The sequence below is a fragment of the Amycolatopsis melonis genome (assembly GCF_040064235.1).
Lineage (GTDB): Bacteria > Actinomycetota > Actinomycetes > Mycobacteriales > Pseudonocardiaceae > Amycolatopsis > Amycolatopsis melonis.
In genome coordinates this window covers 1-15,321 of sequence record NZ_JBDZYD010000010.1, presented here as the reverse complement: position 1 = coordinate 15,321, position 15,321 = coordinate 1, and the positions used below count along the sequence as shown (strand labels likewise).

Here is a 15,321-nt window from a genome sequence, read left to right as displayed (position 1 = left end):
GGAGGCAGGATGGGCCACGGCAGGGTGCACAGGTGGTGACGGGGACACGCGCGCAAATCACCTGGAAGGTGGCGGGGACCACCACTGTGGGGGTGATCACCTGGGTGACCCGGCTCGCGGGCCTGCTCACCGTGGCGTCGGTCCTCGTGCCCGCCGGCCGGAACCTGCGCGGGCACCTCTCGGAGTGGCTGGAGCTGCCGCAGGAGGCCACGGTGGCGGCGGCGACCGTGGCGCTGGTCACGGGCGTGCTGCTGGTGATGCTGGCCGCGGGCCTGCGGCGCCGCAAGCGCCGGGCCTGGCAGCTGGCGATCGGCGCGACGGTGCTGCTCACGGTGTCGCACATCGGGCTCAAGCACGTCTTCGGCGCCGGCCTGGTGTCGACGGTGCTGCTGGCAGGCCTGATCGCGAACCGGCGGTACTTCGTCGCGAAGCCGGACCCGGTCGTCGGGCGCTGGCGGGCGGTGCGGGTGTTCCTGCAGCTGGTGCTGGCCGGGTTCGTGATCAACGTCATCCTGCTGTCGGTGGCGTCCCGGACGGTGCTGGAGCCGATGAGCTTCCCGGACCGGGTGGCGGAGTCGGCGCTCGCGCTCGTCGGCGTCAGCGGGCCCGCGGTGTTCCACCAGCTGTGGCTGGAGGACCTGACCGCGGCGGTGGGCCTGCTGTTCGGCCTCGCCGCGGTCGGGGTGTCGGCGTACTTCCTGCTGCGCTCGGCCGAGCCGGCGCCGCGGCTGTCCGACGACGAGGTCGACCGCCTGCGCGGACTGCTGGACGAGCACGGCGAGCGTGACTCGCTCGGCTACTTCGCGCTGCGGCGGGACAAGTTCGCGGTGTTTTCGAAGACGGGCAAGGCCGCGGTCACCTACCGCGTGATCGCCGGGGTGGCGCTGTGCTCGGCCGACCCGCTGGGCGACCACGAGGCGTGGCCCGGCGCGATCGAGGAGTACCTGGAGGTCTGCCGCCGGGGCGGCTGGGTCCCGGCCGCGATGGGCGTCTCCGAGCTGGGCGCGACGGTCTGGGCCCGCTTCGGGCTGGAGGTACTGGAGATCGGCGACGAAGCGGTGGTCGACGCCGACGAGTTCACCCTGGACGGCCGCAGCATGCGCGGCGTCCGCCAGGCGGCGGCCCGCACGAAGCGCGCGGGCTACAAGGTGCTGGTCCGCCGCGCCGAGGACCTGCGGCCCGGCGAGCTGGACGAACTGGCGGCACTGGCGGCGAACTGGCGCGGCACGGACACCGAGCGCGGCTTCTCGATGGCGCTGGGCCGCATGGGCGACCCCGGCTCGGTCCTGGTGACGGCCGAGCAGGGCGGCCGCGTGCGCGGCGTGCTCCAGTTCGTCCCGTGGGGCACGACGGGCCTGTCGCTGGACGTGATGCGCCGCGACCGCACGGCCGACAACGGCGTCAACGAGCTGATGATCTCGGAACTCCTCCTGGCGGCCCGCCACCACGGAGTCCGCCAGGTGTCCCTGAACTTCGCGGCGTTCCGCGCCCTGATGGAGCAGGGCCGCCGCATCGGCGCGGGCCCGGTGGCGAAGGCGGCGGCGAAGGTCCTGCACTTCTTCTCGCGCTGGATCCAGATCGAGACGCTGTACCGCTTCAACGCGAAGTTCCAGCCCCGCTGGGTGCCCCGGTACCTGGTGTACCCGGGCGTCCGCGAGCTGCCGAGGGTGGGCATTGCAACCTTCGAGGCAGAGGGCCTCGGAGGCCGCTCTCCGCGCCTGCTCAGGCTGCTGCGCCGGGCGTAAGGGGGGTCGGGTTCGGGGGTGATCGGGGGGTGTGTAACCTATCTGAGCAGTGGTCGTTGGGCCCAGGAGGCTTCGCCTAGTCTGGTCTATGGCGCCGCACTGCTAATGCGGTTGGGGGTAACCCCCCCTCCCGGGTTCAAATCCCGGAGCCTCCGCTGGCCCCCGGTTCGCCGGGTGCTAGGTTAGAGAACAACTGAACAAGCGCCCGTAGCTCAGCTGGATAGAGCATCTGACTACGGATCAGAAGGTCAGGGGTTCGAATCCCTTCGGGCGCACGTCTGGTTGAGACAGCAAAGAAGCCCCCCTCGCGAGAGGGGGGCTTCTTTCTTGTTCCGGCAGGAAAAGCGACGGACGTCACCCGGCGATTTCGTCCTGGTGTTCCGCCGCCCACCGGGCCAGCTGCGCGAGCGGGCCGCTCGCGAACGACTCGCCCAGTGCGGTCAGCTCGTACGTCGCCGCGGTTCCGCCGCCGTCCTGTTTGGTGGCGAGGCGTCGTTCCGTGAGGCGGCGCAACGACTCGGTCAGCACTTTGTCGCTGATGCCCGCGATGCGGGTCAGCAGGTCGTTGCGTCGCGTCGGGCCGCGGCGCAGGGCCGACAGCAGGACGGGATCCCACGTGTGGCTGATCAGTTCGACCGCCGCCCGGACATGGCAGTCGGACGCGAAGGGCGGGCAGATTCCGTCGGTCACGGCGGCCAGTCTGGCACCTCTTGTCCTCCCGATCGGTAGGAACGGGCTCCCTAACGTGGCCGGCAGACCCGTTCGAAGTAGGAGGTAGCCGTGCACGTGGGAATTCTGGGGACCGGGAACTTGGCTGTCGCGCTCGGGAAAGCATGGCTCGCCGCGGGCCGTGCGGTGGTGCTCACCGGCCGGGACGCCGATCGGGTCCGGGCCGCGGCGGCCGAGATCGGCGCGGAAGCCGTTGCGCCGGACGAGTTCGCCGCCCGGGCCGGCGTCGTGCTCGTGGCGGTCGCCTACGACGGCTTGGCCGGCGCGCTGTCCCTGGTCGGCGCCGACCGGGGCGGGCTGGGCGGGAAGACCGTGCTCGACTGCACGAACGCCGTCGACTACGCGACCGGCCGGTTGCGTCCGGCGTCCGGCTCGGCCGCGGAATTCGTCGCCCGCCACGCGCCGGGTGCGCACGTGGTCAAGGCACTGCACCTGTTCGCCGGGACCTCCTGGCCACACACTGGTCCGCGGCGGCCGGTGGTGGCGCTCTGCGGGGACGACCCGGGCGCGCTCGGCCATGCGGCCGAGCTGGTCGCGGACCTCGGCGGTGAGGGTGTGGTGGTCGGCGGGCTCGACGCGGCGCGCCAGCTGGAAGAAGCGGCCGGATTCGTCATGCGCGTCGTCGCCGCAGGCGCCAACCCGCGCCTGGCCGTGCCCGATGTCGAGCCCCGCCGGGTTGCTCCTACCGGCTGACTTCCGTACCCGGGCGGCGTTCCGGCGACACCTGAAGCGCGGAACGTGCTTCCAGGGGGGACGACGTGCCGCAGCTGCGCATCCACTTCACCGACGCCGATCTCGCGCGGACCCGGCTGAAGCTGGACATCGACCTGATGTGGGAGATCGTCGGCAGCGTGCAGGCGCTGCAGCACTCCGGCGGTGGCCTGGCCTTCGAGGCGTGGCGGCGGCGGGTGCGCGAACGCGTGCGCGGGGACCGGCGGCTGCAGGCCGCGGTGCAGCTGCTGATGACTGTCGCTCCGCATGCCGCGTACTTTCCGGACTTCCTGACGCCTCCGGAGGACGTGCCCGACGTCCGTACCGCCACCGAACTCGTCCTCGCGACGCCCGCGCGGCGACTGCGGGCCGAAGTCGGGCGGCTGGAGCCCGTCTGCGGGCCCGCTGCCGCCTGGCTCGGCGAACTGGCTGCGGCGAAGCCCTCCGCGACGGGGGAGCTGCGGCGGGCGCTGCGGCTGTACTTCCACGCGCTGATCGAGCCGCAGCTCGACGTCGTCGGCGAAGGACTGCGCATCGAATGTGCCGCCGGGGTTCAGCGTTACCTGCACGGTGGGCCCGAAGGGCTGCTGCGGTGGCTCGGGCCCGCCACCCGCTGGCAGCCGCCGGTGCTCGCGGTCGGGTATCCCGTCGATCGCGACCTGCACCTCGACGGCCGGGGTCTCGTGCTCATCCCCAGCTACTTCGGCGTGCAGCATCCCGTCGCGCTCGCCGACCCGCGGCTGCGTCCGGTGCTGGCCGTGCCGATCCGGCCCGGGGCGCGGCTGCTGGCCGCCCGGGAACGCGGTGATCACCTGAGTGCGCTGCTGGGCGCCACCCGGGCCACCATCCTGCGCTCGGCCGTCCGCGGCAGCACCACCACCCGGCTGGCGAAGCAGGCCGGGGTCGCGCCGGCGACCGTCAGCCACCACACGAACGTCCTGCGCGACGCAGGCCTCATCACCACCGACCGGCACGAGAACCTCGCCACCCACCTCATCACGCCGCTGGGCCTGGCCGTGCTGGACCGCGGAAGTCGTTAGAGCCTGTTCGAAGCACGCCGTTCGCGCGCGGCCGCGGTGGCAGGGTCGCCCGGGTCAGGAAAACCCGACGCGAAGGGGGAACGACATGAGGATGCTCAGGACTGCAGCCGTGGCCGGGGTACTCGGCCTGCTGGTGGCCGGCGGCGCGACCGCCACCGCGAGCGCCGCGACCGGGACGGACGCCGCCCGGCCCGCCGCCGCCGGCCAGCGGCTCGCCCTGCCGTGCGAGAACTGGACGCTCAAGATCAGCGAAGGCCACGCCTCGGGCACGTGGTGCAACGACTACCGGACCGTCAGCGGGAAGGTGACCGACGACAAGGCCGACGGCCGGTGCCCGTACGTCCGGTCGCACTGGAGCAACGGCGGCGTCAGCGACGGGCCGTGGGTGGGCCCGAAGGGCGCGTCGAAGTCCTTCACGCTGAACGCCCCGTCGGGGACCTACTCGACCCAGGTCAGCATCCACTACGTCAACTGCTGATCGCCGTACCGCCGCCAGCCGGGCCCGGGAAACCGGGCCCGGCTGCTTTGCGTAACCGGTCTGGACCAGTTCGGTGCGCGGACCGGCCATTGGTCTTGACCACTAACCACGCTCCGTGGTGACGCTTCCATAATTGGTCTGGACCACGTACCGTTTCCGCAAACGGCGCAAAACACCGCCCGGATCCCCGCCGGTGGTGTTGGTGTCTGCCGTCCCCGCACCTGGCTCAAAGGAGAGCGATGTCCAGAAAGAGATGGCACCTCCTCGGTCTGTTCACCGCGGTCGGCGCGCTCGCGGTCGGCCTCGTCACCGTGCCCGCGAACGCCGCCGGTGGCGTCGGCGCCACCTTCACGAAGGGCTCCGACTGGGGTACCGGGTACGAAGGCAAGTACACGATCAGCAACGGCTCGGGCTCGACGCTGCCGAGCTGGACGGTCGAGTTCGACCTCCCGTCCGGCGCGAAGATCTCGTCGCTGTGGGACGGCAGCTACACCGCGTCCGGCCAGCACGTCACCGTCAAGAACACCTGGAACGGCAACGTCGGCAACGGCGGCACCGCCAGCTTCGGCTTCAACGTCAGCTACTCCGGCACCTACTCCGCGCCCGCGAACTGCCGGCTCAACGGCGGCTCCTGCGACGCCGGCGGCAGCACCCCGACCACCACCCCGACGACCCCGACCCAGCCGACCACCACCGTCCCGACCACGCCGACCACCCCGCCGACGACGACCACGCCGCCGCAGCCGGGTGGGCTGAAGAACGTCGGCTACTTCGTGCAGTGGGGCGTCTACGGGCGCAACTACCACGTCAAGAACATCGAAACCTCGGGCTCGGCGAGCAAGCTGACCCACATCAACTACGCGTTCGGCAACGTCAAGAACGGCCAGTGCAGTGCCAACGACGACCCGTACGCCGACTACCAGAAGACCTACGACGCCGCGGGCAGCGTCGACGGCGTCGCCGACACCTGGGACCAGCCCGTCGCCGGCAACTTCAACCAGCTGCGCAAGCTGAAGAAGCTGCACCCGGGCCTGAAGGTGATCTGGTCGTTCGGCGGCTGGACGTACTCCGGCGGCTTCGGCCAGGCCGCGCAGAACGCGGCCGCGTTCGCGCAGTCCTGCTACAACCTGCTGAAGGACGCGCGCTGGGCCGACATCTGGGACGGCATCGACATCGACTGGGAGTACCCCAACGCGTGCGGCCTTTCCTGTGACACCAGCGGGGCCGCGGCCTACAAGAACCTGATGGCCGCGCTGCGCGCGAAGTTCGGCTCCTCGTTCCTGATCACCTCGGCCATCTCGGCCGACGGCAGCAACGGCGGCAAGCTCGACGTCGCCGACTACGCGGGCGCCGCGCCGTACGTCGACTGGTTCAACGTCATGACCTACGACTACTTCGGCGCGTGGGCCGCGCAGGGCCCGACCGCTCCGCACTCGCCGCTGACGTCCTACGCGGGCATCCCGACCGCCGGCTTCTACTCCGACGCCGCGATCCAGAAGCTCAAGAGCAAGGGCGTCCCGGCGAGCAAGCTGTTGCTGGGCATCGGGTTCTACGGCCGCGGCTGGACCGGCGTCACGCAGGACGCGCCGGGCGGCACCGCCACCGGACCAGCGCCGGGCACCTACGAGCAGGGCATCGAGGACTACAAGGTCCTCAAGAACAGCTGCCCGTCGACCGGCACGATCGCCGGCACCGCGTACGCGAAGTGCGGCAGCAACTGGTGGAGCTACGACACCCCGTCGACCATCGGCGGAAAGATGTCCTACGCCAGGCAGCAGGGCCTCGGCGGCGCCTTCTTCTGGGAGCTGACCGGCGACACCAGCAACGGCGAGCTCATCACCGCCATGCGCAACGGACTGTCCTGAAAGGACCGATCATGAGGAAGTGGTTGTCCGCACTGGGACTGACCGCCGTGGCCGCCACGGTCGGCGCGGTGGTCGTGATCGCGCCGGCGAACGCGGCGGGCGGGGTCTCGGCGACTTTCAGCAAGGGCTCCGACTGGGGCACCGGGTACGAAGGCAAGTACACGATCAGCAACGGTTCCGGCTCGACGCTGCCGAGCTGGACGGTCGAGTTCGACCTGCCGAGTGGCGCGAAGATCTCGTCGCTGTGGGACGGCAGCTACACCGCGTCCGGCCAGCACGTCACCGTCAAGAACACCTGGAACGGCAACGTGTCCAACGGCGGTAGTGCGAGTTTCGGGTTCAACGTGACGTACTCCGGCACGTACGTCGCGCCGTCGAACTGCCGGCTGAACGGGGGTTCCTGCGACGCCGGGGGCACACCACCGACGTCCACACCGCCGCCTACGACGACACCACCCCCGACCACCACGCCGCCGCAGCAGCCGGGCGGCCGGGGCGCGCCGTACCTGTACATGGGCTGGGGCAACCCGCCGAGCCCGCAGACGGTGATGAACGCGACCGGCGTCAAGTGGTTCACCATGGCGTTCGTCAACGCCTCCGGTGGCTGCACCCCGGCGTGGGACAGCAGCCGTCCGCTGCAGGGCAGCGCGGACGCGAACGCGATCGCGCAGATCAAGGCGGCGGGCGGCCAGGTGGTGCCGTCGTTCGGCGGCTGGAGCGGGAACAAGCTGGGCCCGAACTGCTCGACGCCGGAGGCACTGGCCGGCGCCTACCAGCAGGTGATCAACGCCTACGGGCTCAAGGCGATCGACATCGACATCGAGAACTCCGACGAGTTCGAGAACGAGACCGTGCAGGACCGCATCCTGGGCGCGCTGAAGATCGTCAAGCAGAACAACCCGGGCATCCAGACGATCCTGACGTTCGGCACGTCGACGACCGGCCCGAACTACTACGGCAACCGGCTCATCGACCGGTCGAAGGCCCTCGGCGCGAACGTGGACGTGTTCACGATCATGCCGTTCGACTTCGGCGGCGGCGCGGACATGTACGCGAGCACGGTGAGCGCGGCCAACGGCCTGCGCGACAAGCTGAAGTCGACGTTCGGCTGGAGCGACGCCACCGCGTACAACCACCTGGGCATCTCCGGCATGAACGGCCTGTCCGACCAGCAGGAGCTGACCAGCGTGGACACGTGGACCCGGATCACCACCTGGGCCAAGGCGAACAACATCGGCCGCCTGGCGTTCTGGTCGGTCAACCGCGACCGAGGCTGCCCTGGCGGCGGCGTCCAGTCGGCGTGCAGCGGCATCGCCCAGAACGACTGGGACTTCACGAGGGTGACGGCGGGTTTCTGACGCCGTCGTGAAACGGCCTCCTTGCCGGCTCCCCGGGCCGGCAAGGGGGCCCTTCGCGTTTCAGACCTCGGTCGATTGCGACAGGACAGGCAGCTCCGGGCTCGCGCCCCACGCCAGTTCGGTCACCGCGCGCACCGCCGCCGGGACCGCGGCCGCGACCTGCGGGGACAGCCCGATTCCGCCGTCGACGCAGGCCGGCTCGCAGCCGAGGACCAGGACGCGGCCCGCGTCGCCGCCCAGGAGCCGCAGGAGGCGGAAGACCGCGTCGCCGTGCAGGCCGTGCGCGTCCAGTGCCGAGGCCGCCGTCAGGTCCTCGGTCAGGGACAGCGTGCCCGGTGGCCGGCCGTGCGGGGTGGCGTCCAGCAGGATCGTCGTGTCGTAGCCGCCCGTCAGGTCGTAGGCCAGGTGGACCGCCGCGATGTCGTAGTCGGCGATCTGCACCCACGGGGGCAGGCCGGCCCGGTCGAGTTCCTTGAGCACTTCGACACCGAAGCCGTCGTCGCGCAGGAAGACGTTGCCGATGCTTGCGACCAGGACTCGTGGCCTCATCCGTCCAGGCTAGAACTGTGAAGTGGATCACACAATAGGTTCGCGGTCGTCCTCGATGTGTTCGGCGCGGGCCAGCCACAGCTCGGCCTCCTGCGCCGCGCCCCGCGACCGCAGCATGCGGGCCAGGCTGAGCATTCCCTGGACGTCGCCGGTCTCCGCGGCCCGCCGGAACCAGTCCTCGGCCTCGGCGAAGTCCTCCCGGTGCTCGGCCAGGTGGCCGAGGTTCGTGAGCGCCGGGATGCTGCCGTGCTCGGCGGCCTTGCGGTACCAGGCGGCCGCTTCGCCGTCGTCGCCGCGGGTGCGGGCCAGGACGCCGAGGTTCGTCATCGCCGCCGGGTCGCCCTGCTCGGCCGCGTCGAGGTACCAGTTCTCGGCCTCCTCGACGTCGCCGCGGCGGTGCAGCAGCAGGCCGAGCCGGACCGCCGACTCGACGTGGCCGCCCGCCGCGCCCTGGCGGTACCACGACTCCGCGTCGCCCGGCCTGCCGAGCCGTTCCGCCTGCCTGCCGAGCTGGCAGGCGGCCGCGAGGTCGCCGGCGAGCACCGCGGACCGCCACCAGCGCGCCGCCTCCGCGGCCTGGCCACGGTCGCGCAGCACCAGGCCCAGGTCGATCATCGCGCCGGTGAGGCCGGTCTCGGCGGCCTGCCGCAGCCACGGCTCGGCCGCTTCGCCGTCGCCCTGCTCCCGCAGCAGCCGCCCGAACGCGGCCATCGACGGCGCGTCGCCGGTGCGCGCGGCCTCGCCGTACCAGTGCAGGGCGTCGTCGCGCCTGCCGCGCCGCTCGCAGGACCGGGCCAGGTTCAGCATCCCGTGCGGCTCGCCGGCCAGCGCCGCTTCGTGGTACCAGCGGTCGGCTTCCTCCTGCGCGCCGCGGTCGGCGAGGAGGTGGGCCAGCGCGGTCATCGAGACGCGGTCGCCGCCCATCGCGGCCCGGCGGTACCAGGACTCGGCTTCGGCGAGCTCCCCGCGTTCCCGCAACGCGGCGCCCAGCCGGGCCATGGCCACGACGTTGCCGCCCTCGGCCGCCTTGCGCTGGAAGAACTCGTCGAACTTCTTGAGCCGACCGGGCATCGGCTGCTCCCTCCGGCTGGTCCTGCCCCGGTAGTCGCAGTTCAGCGGCCCGGTGTGACACCTCCGCCGTGGGTGGGCGAGATCACATTCGCGCCAGGTCGTCGTGTCGGCGCGGTTTTCCGGGCCGGCAGAGGTGAGACTACGCCGCGCGCACGCGCAGGTGAGAGGAGAAAATCGTGGCCGCCCGCAGCTTTCGGCTCAGCGTGACGCAGCGGATCCTGCTGGTAGCCGCGATCCTGGCGGTCGCCCTCTTCGGCTACTGGGTGACGAGCAGGGGTGCGGGCGCGACGCCGCCTGCGTCGTCATCGTCGTCCTCGGCCCCGGTCCCGGTCAGCGCCGCCGACGCGCAGAAGCAGCTCGACGAGCTGACCATCGCCGCGCGGACGTCCATGGACGGCTACTCGCGCGAGAAGTTCAAGCACTGGGACAGCCAGGGCGCCGGCTGCGACACCCGCGAGGTCGTGCTCAAGCGTGACGGCAAGGACGTCCGGACCGACAAGGAGTGCCGCCCGACGTCGGGCACCTGGACCAGCGTGTACGACGGCGAGACGTGGACCAAGCCGACCGACCTCGACATCGACCACATGGTCCCGCTGGGCCAGGCGTGGGCGAGCGGCGCGAAGACGTGGACGGCGGAGAAGCGCGAGCAGTTCGCCAACGACCTGACCCGCCCGCAGCTGTTCGCCGTCACCGACAACGTCAACCAGCAGAAGAGCGACAAGGCCCCGGACCAGTGGAAGCCGCCGCTGGTGTCGTTCTGGTGCACGTACGCGACCGACTGGATCGTCGTGAAGCACTACTACGGGCTGACGGTGACGCAGGCGGAGAAAACCGCCTTGACGGACATGCTGCGCCGCTGCTGAGCTGGCGGCGTGACGACGTTCGCGCTGATCCACGGAGGCGGCGGCAGCGGCTGGGACTTCCACCGGCTCGTCCCGGAACTGGCGGCCCGCGGCCACGACGCGGTCGCGCCCGACCTGCCCATCACGGACCCGTCGGCGGGACTGGCCGAGTTCACGGACACGGTCCTGTCGGCCCTCGGCGACCGCACGGACGTGGCGGTCGTCGGCCATTCGTACGGCGGCTTCACGGCACCACTGGTCGCGGCCAAGGTCCGCGCGCGGACGCTGGTGTACCTGGCCGGGATGATCCCGGCACCGGGCGAGCCGCCGGGGCAGTGGTGGGGCAACACGGGCTTCGCGGCGCCGGCGGGACTGAGCGAAACCGAGCAGTACTTCAACGACGTCACCCCGGAACTGGCCCGGGAGTGCCAGTCCCGCGGGCGCGACCAGGTGAGCAAGGAGTGGGACGAGCCATGGCCCCTCCCGGCCCACCCGGACATCCCCACGCATGTCCTGCTTTGCCGCGACGACCGGTTCTTCGTCCCGGACTTCCAGCGCCGGGTGGCCCAGGAGCGCTTGGCAATCACCCCCGACGAGATCGACGGCGGCCACTGCGTCGCACTGAGCCGGCCCGCCGAACTGGCCGACCGGTTGATCAGCTACCTGTAGGAGCTTCGAGCCAGTTCAGGTACCACTCGCGGAAACCGACGCCGCAGGGGGAGAGGCCGCCGTCGGAGACGCGGTCGTCGAACCACAGGCGGCCGCGCTCCGGGCCGGTGACGACGAGCCGGTAGTAGGCGCCGCAGCCCTGGTGGCACAGCATCAGCGAGCCGGTGATCCACCGCTCGTCGAAGTAGCGGTCGTCGGGGATCTCGCCGCCGTCCGGGTGGTTCCACGCGCTCGTGTGCGGGAACGGCGTCGCGAGGAAGCCGGGCGGCCTGCCCGGTTCGTCTCGGCATTCCGGCGCGCCGAGCCGGTACAGGCCGTAGTCCGGCCCGGCGCCGCTCTCGCCCACGGTGAGCAGGAAGCTGCGGTACTCCTCCGGCAGCGTCACTCCGTGCCGCGCCTCGAACTTCGCCACCGCCTTCTCCGGCAGCGGCCGGGAAACCTCGTACCGGTGGTGCCCGGCCCCGAACCGCCGGAGTTCCGGGTCGGCGGCCGCCAGTGCGGCCAGCCGTTCCCGGACTCCTCTCCAGCTCACCACCGGTCCAGGTGGAGGACCTCGTCCAACGGCTGCCGTGCCGCGGGCTTGAACGTGTCACCCGTGTAGAACGCCGTCGGGATCAGTGCTGCCTGGTGGACATTCGGCGGCAGTCCCAGCACCTCCGCCGCCTCGCGTTCGTACTTCAGGTGCAGCGTTGTCCACGCCGTGCCCAGCGTCACCGAACGGGCCGCCAGCATGTAGCTCCACACCGCCGGCAGCAGCGACGCCCACAGCCCGGCCTGGTTGCCCGGTGGCAGTTCCGGTGACGACGTCTCCAGGCACGGGACCACCAGCACCGGGACCTCGCCCATCCGGTCGGCCAGGTACTCGATGCTCGCCCCGACCCGCTGCTGGACCGCCGCCCTGACCGGGTCGTCCGCGAACAGCTTGGCCGCCGCCTGCGGGGACTCCAGGTACTCGTGGCACGCCCTGCGGTAGATCTCCCCGAGCGCCGCGCGCCGGTCCGCGTCCGTGACCACCAGCCAGTGCCAGCGCTGGGTGTTCGAACCGCTTGGGGCCTGCATGGCCACCTGGATGCAGTGTTTCACCAGGTCGAGCGGCACGTGCCGGTTCAGGTCGAGGCGCCTGCGGACCGTGCGGGTCGTCGTCAGCAGCTCTTCGGGGGTCATCATCGCCGGCCTACCAGCGGTCGTGGACGAGCGGGCGGACGAGTTCGTCGTACGTCTCGCGGACGCCGTCCAGCGCCTCCGCCGACAGCGGGGGCAACGCCGCCGCCGCGGTGTTCGCCGCCGCCTGGGACGCGTTGCGGGCGCCCGGGATCACCGTGCTCACGCCCGGCTGGTCGATGATCCAGCGCAGCGCGAACTGCGCCAGCGTCTGCCCGGCGGGCACCAGCCCGCGCAGCCGCTCGACCGCCTGCAGCCCGACCTCGTACGGCACGCCGGAGAACGTCTCGCCGACGTCGAACGCCTCGCCGTGGCGGTTGTAGGTGCGGTGGTCGTTCTCGGCGAACGTCGTGTCCGCCGTGTAGCGGCCGGACAGCAGGCCCGACGCCAGCGGCACCCGCGCGATGATCCCGGCGCCCGCCTCCGCCGCCGCGGGCAGCACGCGCTCCAGCGGCTTGAGCCGCAGGCAGTTCAGGATGATCTGGACCGAGGCGACGTTCGGCCGCGCCAGCGCCGTCAGCGCCTCCTCGCACGTCTCGACGCTCACGCCGTACGCCTTGATCCGTCCCTCGGCGACCATCTCGTCGAGCGCGTCGTACACCGCGTCGGACGAGTACACCGGCGTCGGCGGGCAGTGCAGCTGGACCAGGTCCAGCGTGTCGACGCCCAGGTTGCGGCGCGAGCGGTCGTTCCACTCGCGGAAGTTCGCCCGGACGTAGTTCTCCGGCACCTGCTCGAGCCGCCGGCCCATCTTCGTCGCCACGAAGACGTCGCCGCGTTCGGCGAGGAACCGGCCGACCAGCCGTTCGCTGCGGCCGTCGCCGTAGACGTCGGCGGTGTCGAAGAAGGTGACACCGTTGTCGGCCGCCGCGTTCAGCACGGCCAGTGCGTCGTTCTCGTCGACCTCGCCCCAGTCCGCGCCGAGCTGCCAGCAGCCGAGCCCGACGACGGACACCTCGCGGCCGAGGCGGGTGATCTTCCGGTTCTCCATGCCGCGATCCAAGCACACGGGCGCGCCTATGATCGGCCGTCATGGCCATCACATCGGGTCCGGAAGGGCTGGGGACCCGGATGCGGCACGTCCTCGAGATCCTCGACGGCGACGTCGCACGGTTCCTCGCCGACCTCGGCCTCGGCGACTACCGCCCGCGGTACTCCCCGGTGGTGCGGGCGCTGCTGCAGCACGGCCCGCTGTCCATCCGCGACCTCGCCGAAGCCATGCGCGTGACGCACTCGGCGGCCAGCCAGACGGTCGCGCAGATGAACCGGGCCGGCCTGGTCAGCCTCGAACCGGGCGCCGACGCGCGGCAGCGGATCGTCTCGCTCACCCGGAAGACGCGGGAGCTGCTGCCGCTGATCGAGGCGGAGTGGACGGCCACGACCGAAGCCATGGCCGCGCTGGAAGCCGAGCTGCCGTACTCGCTGCGTACGCTGCTGGACGCCGTCGCCGAGGCACTGGAGCGCAAGCCGTTCCGCGAGCGGATCGGGGAGACCGAAGCCGCGCGCGAGGTGCTCTGATCAGGCGTCCGGGATCCGGAAGACGGCCCAGACGTACTTGCCGCCAGGGCAGCGCTCGAACCCCCAGTCCACCGACAGCGCCTGCACCAGCACCAGCCCGCGGCTGCGGGCCTCGGCCGGGGACGGCGCCCGCAGCTCGGGCAGCAGCGCGCCGGTGTCGTGCACCCGCAGTGTCAGCTGCCCGTCGTCGTACTCCAGCTCCAGCCGCTGGGGCCGCTCGCCGTGCTCGAAGGCGTTGGTGACCAGCTCCGACGTCGCCAGCAGGACGTCGTCCAGCTGGCGCTCGTGCAGGCCGCGGCCGAGCAGCTCCGCGCGGACGCGGTGCCGCGCCAGCGCCGGGGCCGTGACGTCGGCGGGGAGGAGCACCTTCACGGGGACGGCTGCCGCCGCCGTCCGCTGCGGCATCCTCGACGTCGTCATCCGGTCCCCCTCCCAGTGAGTTCGGTACCGCCCGCCAAGTACCCAGGCGGCCGAGCGGCTAATCAGGTGCCGTCGGCCAGCTCGGATTCGTCCAGGCCCGAACGCAGTTTCTTCAGCGTCGCAGCCAGCAACCGCGACACCTGCATCTGGGACACCCCGACGCGGCGCGCGATGTCCGACTGGCTCATCCCCGACCCGAACCGCAGCGCGACGATCTTGCGCTCCCGCTCGGGCAGGCTCTCCAGCATGGGGCGCAGCGCCTCGCGCAGCTCGGCCTGCCCCAGCTCGGCGTCCGGCGCCCCGAACCGCGTGTGCGCCGCGTTCTCCAGCAGGTGGTCCAGCGACGCGCCGTAGCGGCCCTGACCGGCGCGAAGACCTTCGTAGACGTCCTCGACGGGCACGCCGAGCCGGGCGGCGATCTCACTGGGCTTCGGCGCGCGCGACAGCTGGACGGTCAGCTCCTCGCGGGCGGCGGAGATGTTCGCGTTCAGCTCCTTGAGCCGCCGCGGCACCCGCACCGACCAGCTGTTGTCCCGGAAGTGGTGGCGCAGCTCGCCGGAGATCGTGGGCACCGCGAACGCCAGGAAGTCCGTCCCCTGGCCGGGGTCGAACCGGTCGACGGCGTGGATGAGCCCGACCGTGGCGATCTGGACCAGGTCCTCCATCGCCTCGTCCCGGTTGCGGAACTTCCTGGCCAGGTTGCGGGCCAGTTCGAGGTGGGCGCGCACGAGGGTGTCCCGGATGCGTTCCCGCTCCGGCGAGCCCGGCGGCAGCGTGGCGAGCCGGGCGAACAGCGCGCCGGTGTCCGGCTCGTCCTCCCCGCGGCCGTCGGCGGGATCGGTCACGAGGTCGCCGCCTGGCTCTCCCGGACGAGGTCGACCCGGGAGAGGTACCGGCCGTTCTCCGGCGTGATCGTGCGCTCGGCCGTCGTCGCGAGCGCGGTGAGCAGCTGCCACGACAGCCCGGCGTCGTCCTCGTGCTCCGCGGTGTCCGACAGCACCGAGACGGACACCTCGATGCGCGGCCCGCTCCAGGAGAAGGTGCAGGTCAGGCGGCCGTCGGCGCTGGCGGGGAGGAGCAGCGAGCAGGCTTCGTCCACCGCCATCCGGAGATCCTCGACGGCGTCGAGGTCGAAGTCCTGGCGCATCGCGATGTCGGCCACGAT

The 15,321-nt window shown here is 71.6% G+C and carries 18 protein-coding genes and 2 tRNA genes; 11 read left to right on the top strand and 9 right to left on the bottom strand.

From position 1 onward, the window contains the following. Window positions 1-32 precede the first annotated feature (32 nt). From ABJI51_RS25810 to ABJI51_RS25800, 3 genes are all read left to right on the top strand, one after another. Entirely contained in the window at window positions 33-1,745 is a 1,713-nt protein-coding gene (locus tag ABJI51_RS25810; RefSeq protein WP_348952872.1) for a phosphatidylglycerol lysyltransferase domain-containing protein, read from the top strand. Between the two features lie 65 nt (window positions 1,746-1,810). Further along, window positions 1,811-1,900, top strand: a tRNA-Ser gene (locus ABJI51_RS25805). A gap of 46 nt (window positions 1,901-1,946) precedes the next feature. After that, a tRNA-Arg gene (locus ABJI51_RS25800) sits at window positions 1,947-2,020 on the top strand. Window positions 2,021-2,099: 79 nt separating this feature from the next. Here the strand turns inward: ABJI51_RS25800 and ABJI51_RS25795 are convergent. Further along, window positions 2,100-2,435, bottom strand: coding sequence for a winged helix-turn-helix transcriptional regulator (locus tag ABJI51_RS25795; RefSeq protein WP_348952874.1), 336 nt, complete (start codon window positions 2,433-2,435; stop codon window positions 2,100-2,102). Between the two features lie 90 nt (window positions 2,436-2,525). On the opposite strand from ABJI51_RS25795, the gene ABJI51_RS25790 reads away from it, so the two are divergent. The 5 genes from ABJI51_RS25790 to ABJI51_RS25770 all read left to right on the top strand — a co-directional run bounded on the left by ABJI51_RS25790 (window position 2,526) and on the right by ABJI51_RS25770 (window position 7,926). Next, entirely contained in the window at window positions 2,526-3,167 is a 642-nt protein-coding gene (locus tag ABJI51_RS25790) for an NADPH-dependent F420 reductase (RefSeq protein ID WP_348952876.1), read from the top strand. 65 nt (window positions 3,168-3,232) lie between these two features. Next, window positions 3,233-4,225 (top strand): ArsR/SmtB family transcription factor, encoded by a 993-nt coding sequence (locus ABJI51_RS25785; protein ID WP_348952877.1) that lies wholly within the window; start codon window positions 3,233-3,235, stop codon window positions 4,223-4,225. A 91-nt stretch (window positions 4,226-4,316) separates the two neighbouring features. Continuing rightward, window positions 4,317-4,703 carry a hypothetical protein gene (locus tag ABJI51_RS25780; RefSeq protein WP_348952878.1) on the top strand — a complete coding sequence of 129 codons (387 nt, stop codon included), beginning with the start codon at window positions 4,317-4,319 and terminating at the stop codon, window positions 4,701-4,703. Window positions 4,704-4,942: 239 nt separating this feature from the next. Continuing rightward, window positions 4,943-6,568, top strand: a complete 1,626-nt coding sequence (locus ABJI51_RS25775) for a glycosyl hydrolase family 18 protein (protein ID WP_348952879.1) — start codon at window positions 4,943-4,945, stop codon at window positions 6,566-6,568. Between the two features lie 11 nt (window positions 6,569-6,579). Beyond that, the gene (locus ABJI51_RS25770; protein WP_348952880.1) at window positions 6,580-7,926 is read left to right on the top strand and encodes a cellulose binding domain-containing protein; all 1,347 of its coding nucleotides are present in this window, start codon (window positions 6,580-6,582) and stop codon (window positions 7,924-7,926) included. Between the two features lie 60 nt (window positions 7,927-7,986). On the opposite strand, the gene ABJI51_RS25765 is transcribed toward ABJI51_RS25770, so the two are convergent. After that, window positions 7,987-8,475 (bottom strand): hydrogenase maturation protease, encoded by a 489-nt coding sequence (locus ABJI51_RS25765; RefSeq protein ID WP_348952881.1) that lies wholly within the window; start codon window positions 8,473-8,475, stop codon window positions 7,987-7,989. A 27-nt stretch (window positions 8,476-8,502) separates the two neighbouring features. After that, window positions 8,503-9,546, bottom strand: a complete 1,044-nt coding sequence (locus ABJI51_RS25760) for a tetratricopeptide repeat protein (protein ID WP_348952883.1) — start codon at window positions 9,544-9,546, stop codon at window positions 8,503-8,505. 176 nt (window positions 9,547-9,722) lie between these two features. Between ABJI51_RS25760 and ABJI51_RS25755 the strand changes: the two genes are divergently transcribed. After that, the gene (locus ABJI51_RS25755; RefSeq protein WP_348952884.1) at window positions 9,723-10,409 is read left to right on the top strand and encodes an HNH endonuclease family protein; all 687 of its coding nucleotides are present in this window, start codon (window positions 9,723-9,725) and stop codon (window positions 10,407-10,409) included. Between the two features lie 9 nt (window positions 10,410-10,418). Then, a complete protein-coding gene (locus ABJI51_RS25750) occupies window positions 10,419-11,057 on the top strand; it encodes an alpha/beta fold hydrolase (RefSeq protein ID WP_348952886.1) in 639 nt (212 codons plus the stop codon). Here the strand turns inward: ABJI51_RS25750 and ABJI51_RS25745 are convergent. From ABJI51_RS25745 to ABJI51_RS25735, 3 genes are read right to left on the bottom strand one after another with little or no spacing between them, the layout of a single operon-like run. Beyond that, the gene (locus ABJI51_RS25745; protein WP_348952887.1) at window positions 11,044-11,589 is read right to left on the bottom strand and encodes an SMI1/KNR4 family protein; all 546 of its coding nucleotides are present in this window, start codon (window positions 11,587-11,589) and stop codon (window positions 11,044-11,046) included. The two genes, ABJI51_RS25750 and ABJI51_RS25745, sit on opposite strands and share 14 nt — an antisense overlap. Further along, complete coding sequence (locus ABJI51_RS25740) at window positions 11,586-12,221, bottom strand: nitroreductase family protein (protein ID WP_431605644.1); 636 nt, start codon at window positions 12,219-12,221, stop codon at window positions 11,586-11,588. The genes ABJI51_RS25745 and ABJI51_RS25740 overlap by 4 nt, the downstream gene beginning before the upstream one ends. A 10-nt stretch (window positions 12,222-12,231) precedes the next feature. Further along, window positions 12,232-13,209 (bottom strand): aldo/keto reductase, encoded by a 978-nt coding sequence (locus tag ABJI51_RS25735; protein ID WP_348952890.1) that lies wholly within the window; start codon window positions 13,207-13,209, stop codon window positions 12,232-12,234. A 41-nt stretch (window positions 13,210-13,250) separates the two neighbouring features. Here ABJI51_RS25735 and ABJI51_RS25730 point away from each other — a divergent pair, with 41 nt between their 5' ends. Further along, the gene (locus ABJI51_RS25730) at window positions 13,251-13,736 is read left to right on the top strand and encodes a MarR family winged helix-turn-helix transcriptional regulator (RefSeq protein ID WP_348952891.1); all 486 of its coding nucleotides are present in this window, start codon (window positions 13,251-13,253) and stop codon (window positions 13,734-13,736) included. On the opposite strand, the gene ABJI51_RS25725 is transcribed toward ABJI51_RS25730, so the two are convergent. From ABJI51_RS25725 to ABJI51_RS25715, 3 genes are all read right to left on the bottom strand, one after another. Then, window positions 13,737-14,156 carry an ATP-binding protein gene (locus ABJI51_RS25725; protein ID WP_348952892.1) on the bottom strand — a complete coding sequence of 140 codons (420 nt, stop codon included), beginning with the start codon at window positions 14,154-14,156 and terminating at the stop codon, window positions 13,737-13,739. 62 nt (window positions 14,157-14,218) lie between these two features. Continuing rightward, window positions 14,219-15,001, bottom strand: a complete 783-nt coding sequence (locus ABJI51_RS25720; RefSeq protein ID WP_348952893.1) for a SigB/SigF/SigG family RNA polymerase sigma factor — start codon at window positions 14,999-15,001, stop codon at window positions 14,219-14,221. Beyond that, window positions 14,998-15,321, bottom strand: a 324-nt coding sequence (locus ABJI51_RS25715) for an anti-sigma factor (RefSeq protein ID WP_348953985.1), incomplete at its 5' end; no start/stop codon positions are given. The genes ABJI51_RS25720 and ABJI51_RS25715, both read right to left, overlap by 4 nt.

What these genes read in the sequence shown, in the direction of transcription:
- ABJI51_RS25780 (WP_348952878.1), top strand. Translation starts at nt 4,317, where the DNA reads ATGCTCAGGACTGCAGCCGTGGCCGGGGTACTCGGCCTGCTGGTGGCC.
- ABJI51_RS25775 (WP_348952879.1), top strand. Translation starts at nt 4,943, where the DNA reads ATGTCCAGAAAGAGATGGCACCTCCTCGGTCTGTTCACCGCGGTCGGC.
- ABJI51_RS25770 (WP_348952880.1), top strand. Translation starts at nt 6,580, where the DNA reads ATGAGGAAGTGGTTGTCCGCACTGGGACTGACCGCCGTGGCCGCCACG.
- ABJI51_RS25765 (WP_348952881.1), bottom strand. Translation starts at nt 8,475, where the DNA reads ATGAGGCCACGAGTCCTGGTCGCAAGCATCGGCAACGTCTTCCTGCGC.
- ABJI51_RS25760 (WP_348952883.1), bottom strand. Translation starts at nt 9,546, where the DNA reads ATGCCCGGTCGGCTCAAGAAGTTCGACGAGTTCTTCCAGCGCAAGGCG.
- ABJI51_RS25740 (WP_431605644.1), bottom strand. Translation starts at nt 12,221, where the DNA reads ATGACCCCCGAAGAGCTGCTGACGACGACCCGCACGGTCCGCAGGCGC.
- ABJI51_RS25735 (WP_348952890.1), bottom strand. Translation starts at nt 13,209, where the DNA reads ATGGAGAACCGGAAGATCACCCGCCTCGGCCGCGAGGTGTCCGTCGTC.
- ABJI51_RS25730 (WP_348952891.1), top strand. Translation starts at nt 13,251, where the DNA reads ATGGCCATCACATCGGGTCCGGAAGGGCTGGGGACCCGGATGCGGCAC.
- ABJI51_RS25725 (WP_348952892.1), bottom strand. Translation starts at nt 14,156, where the DNA reads ATGACGACGTCGAGGATGCCGCAGCGGACGGCGGCGGCAGCCGTCCCC.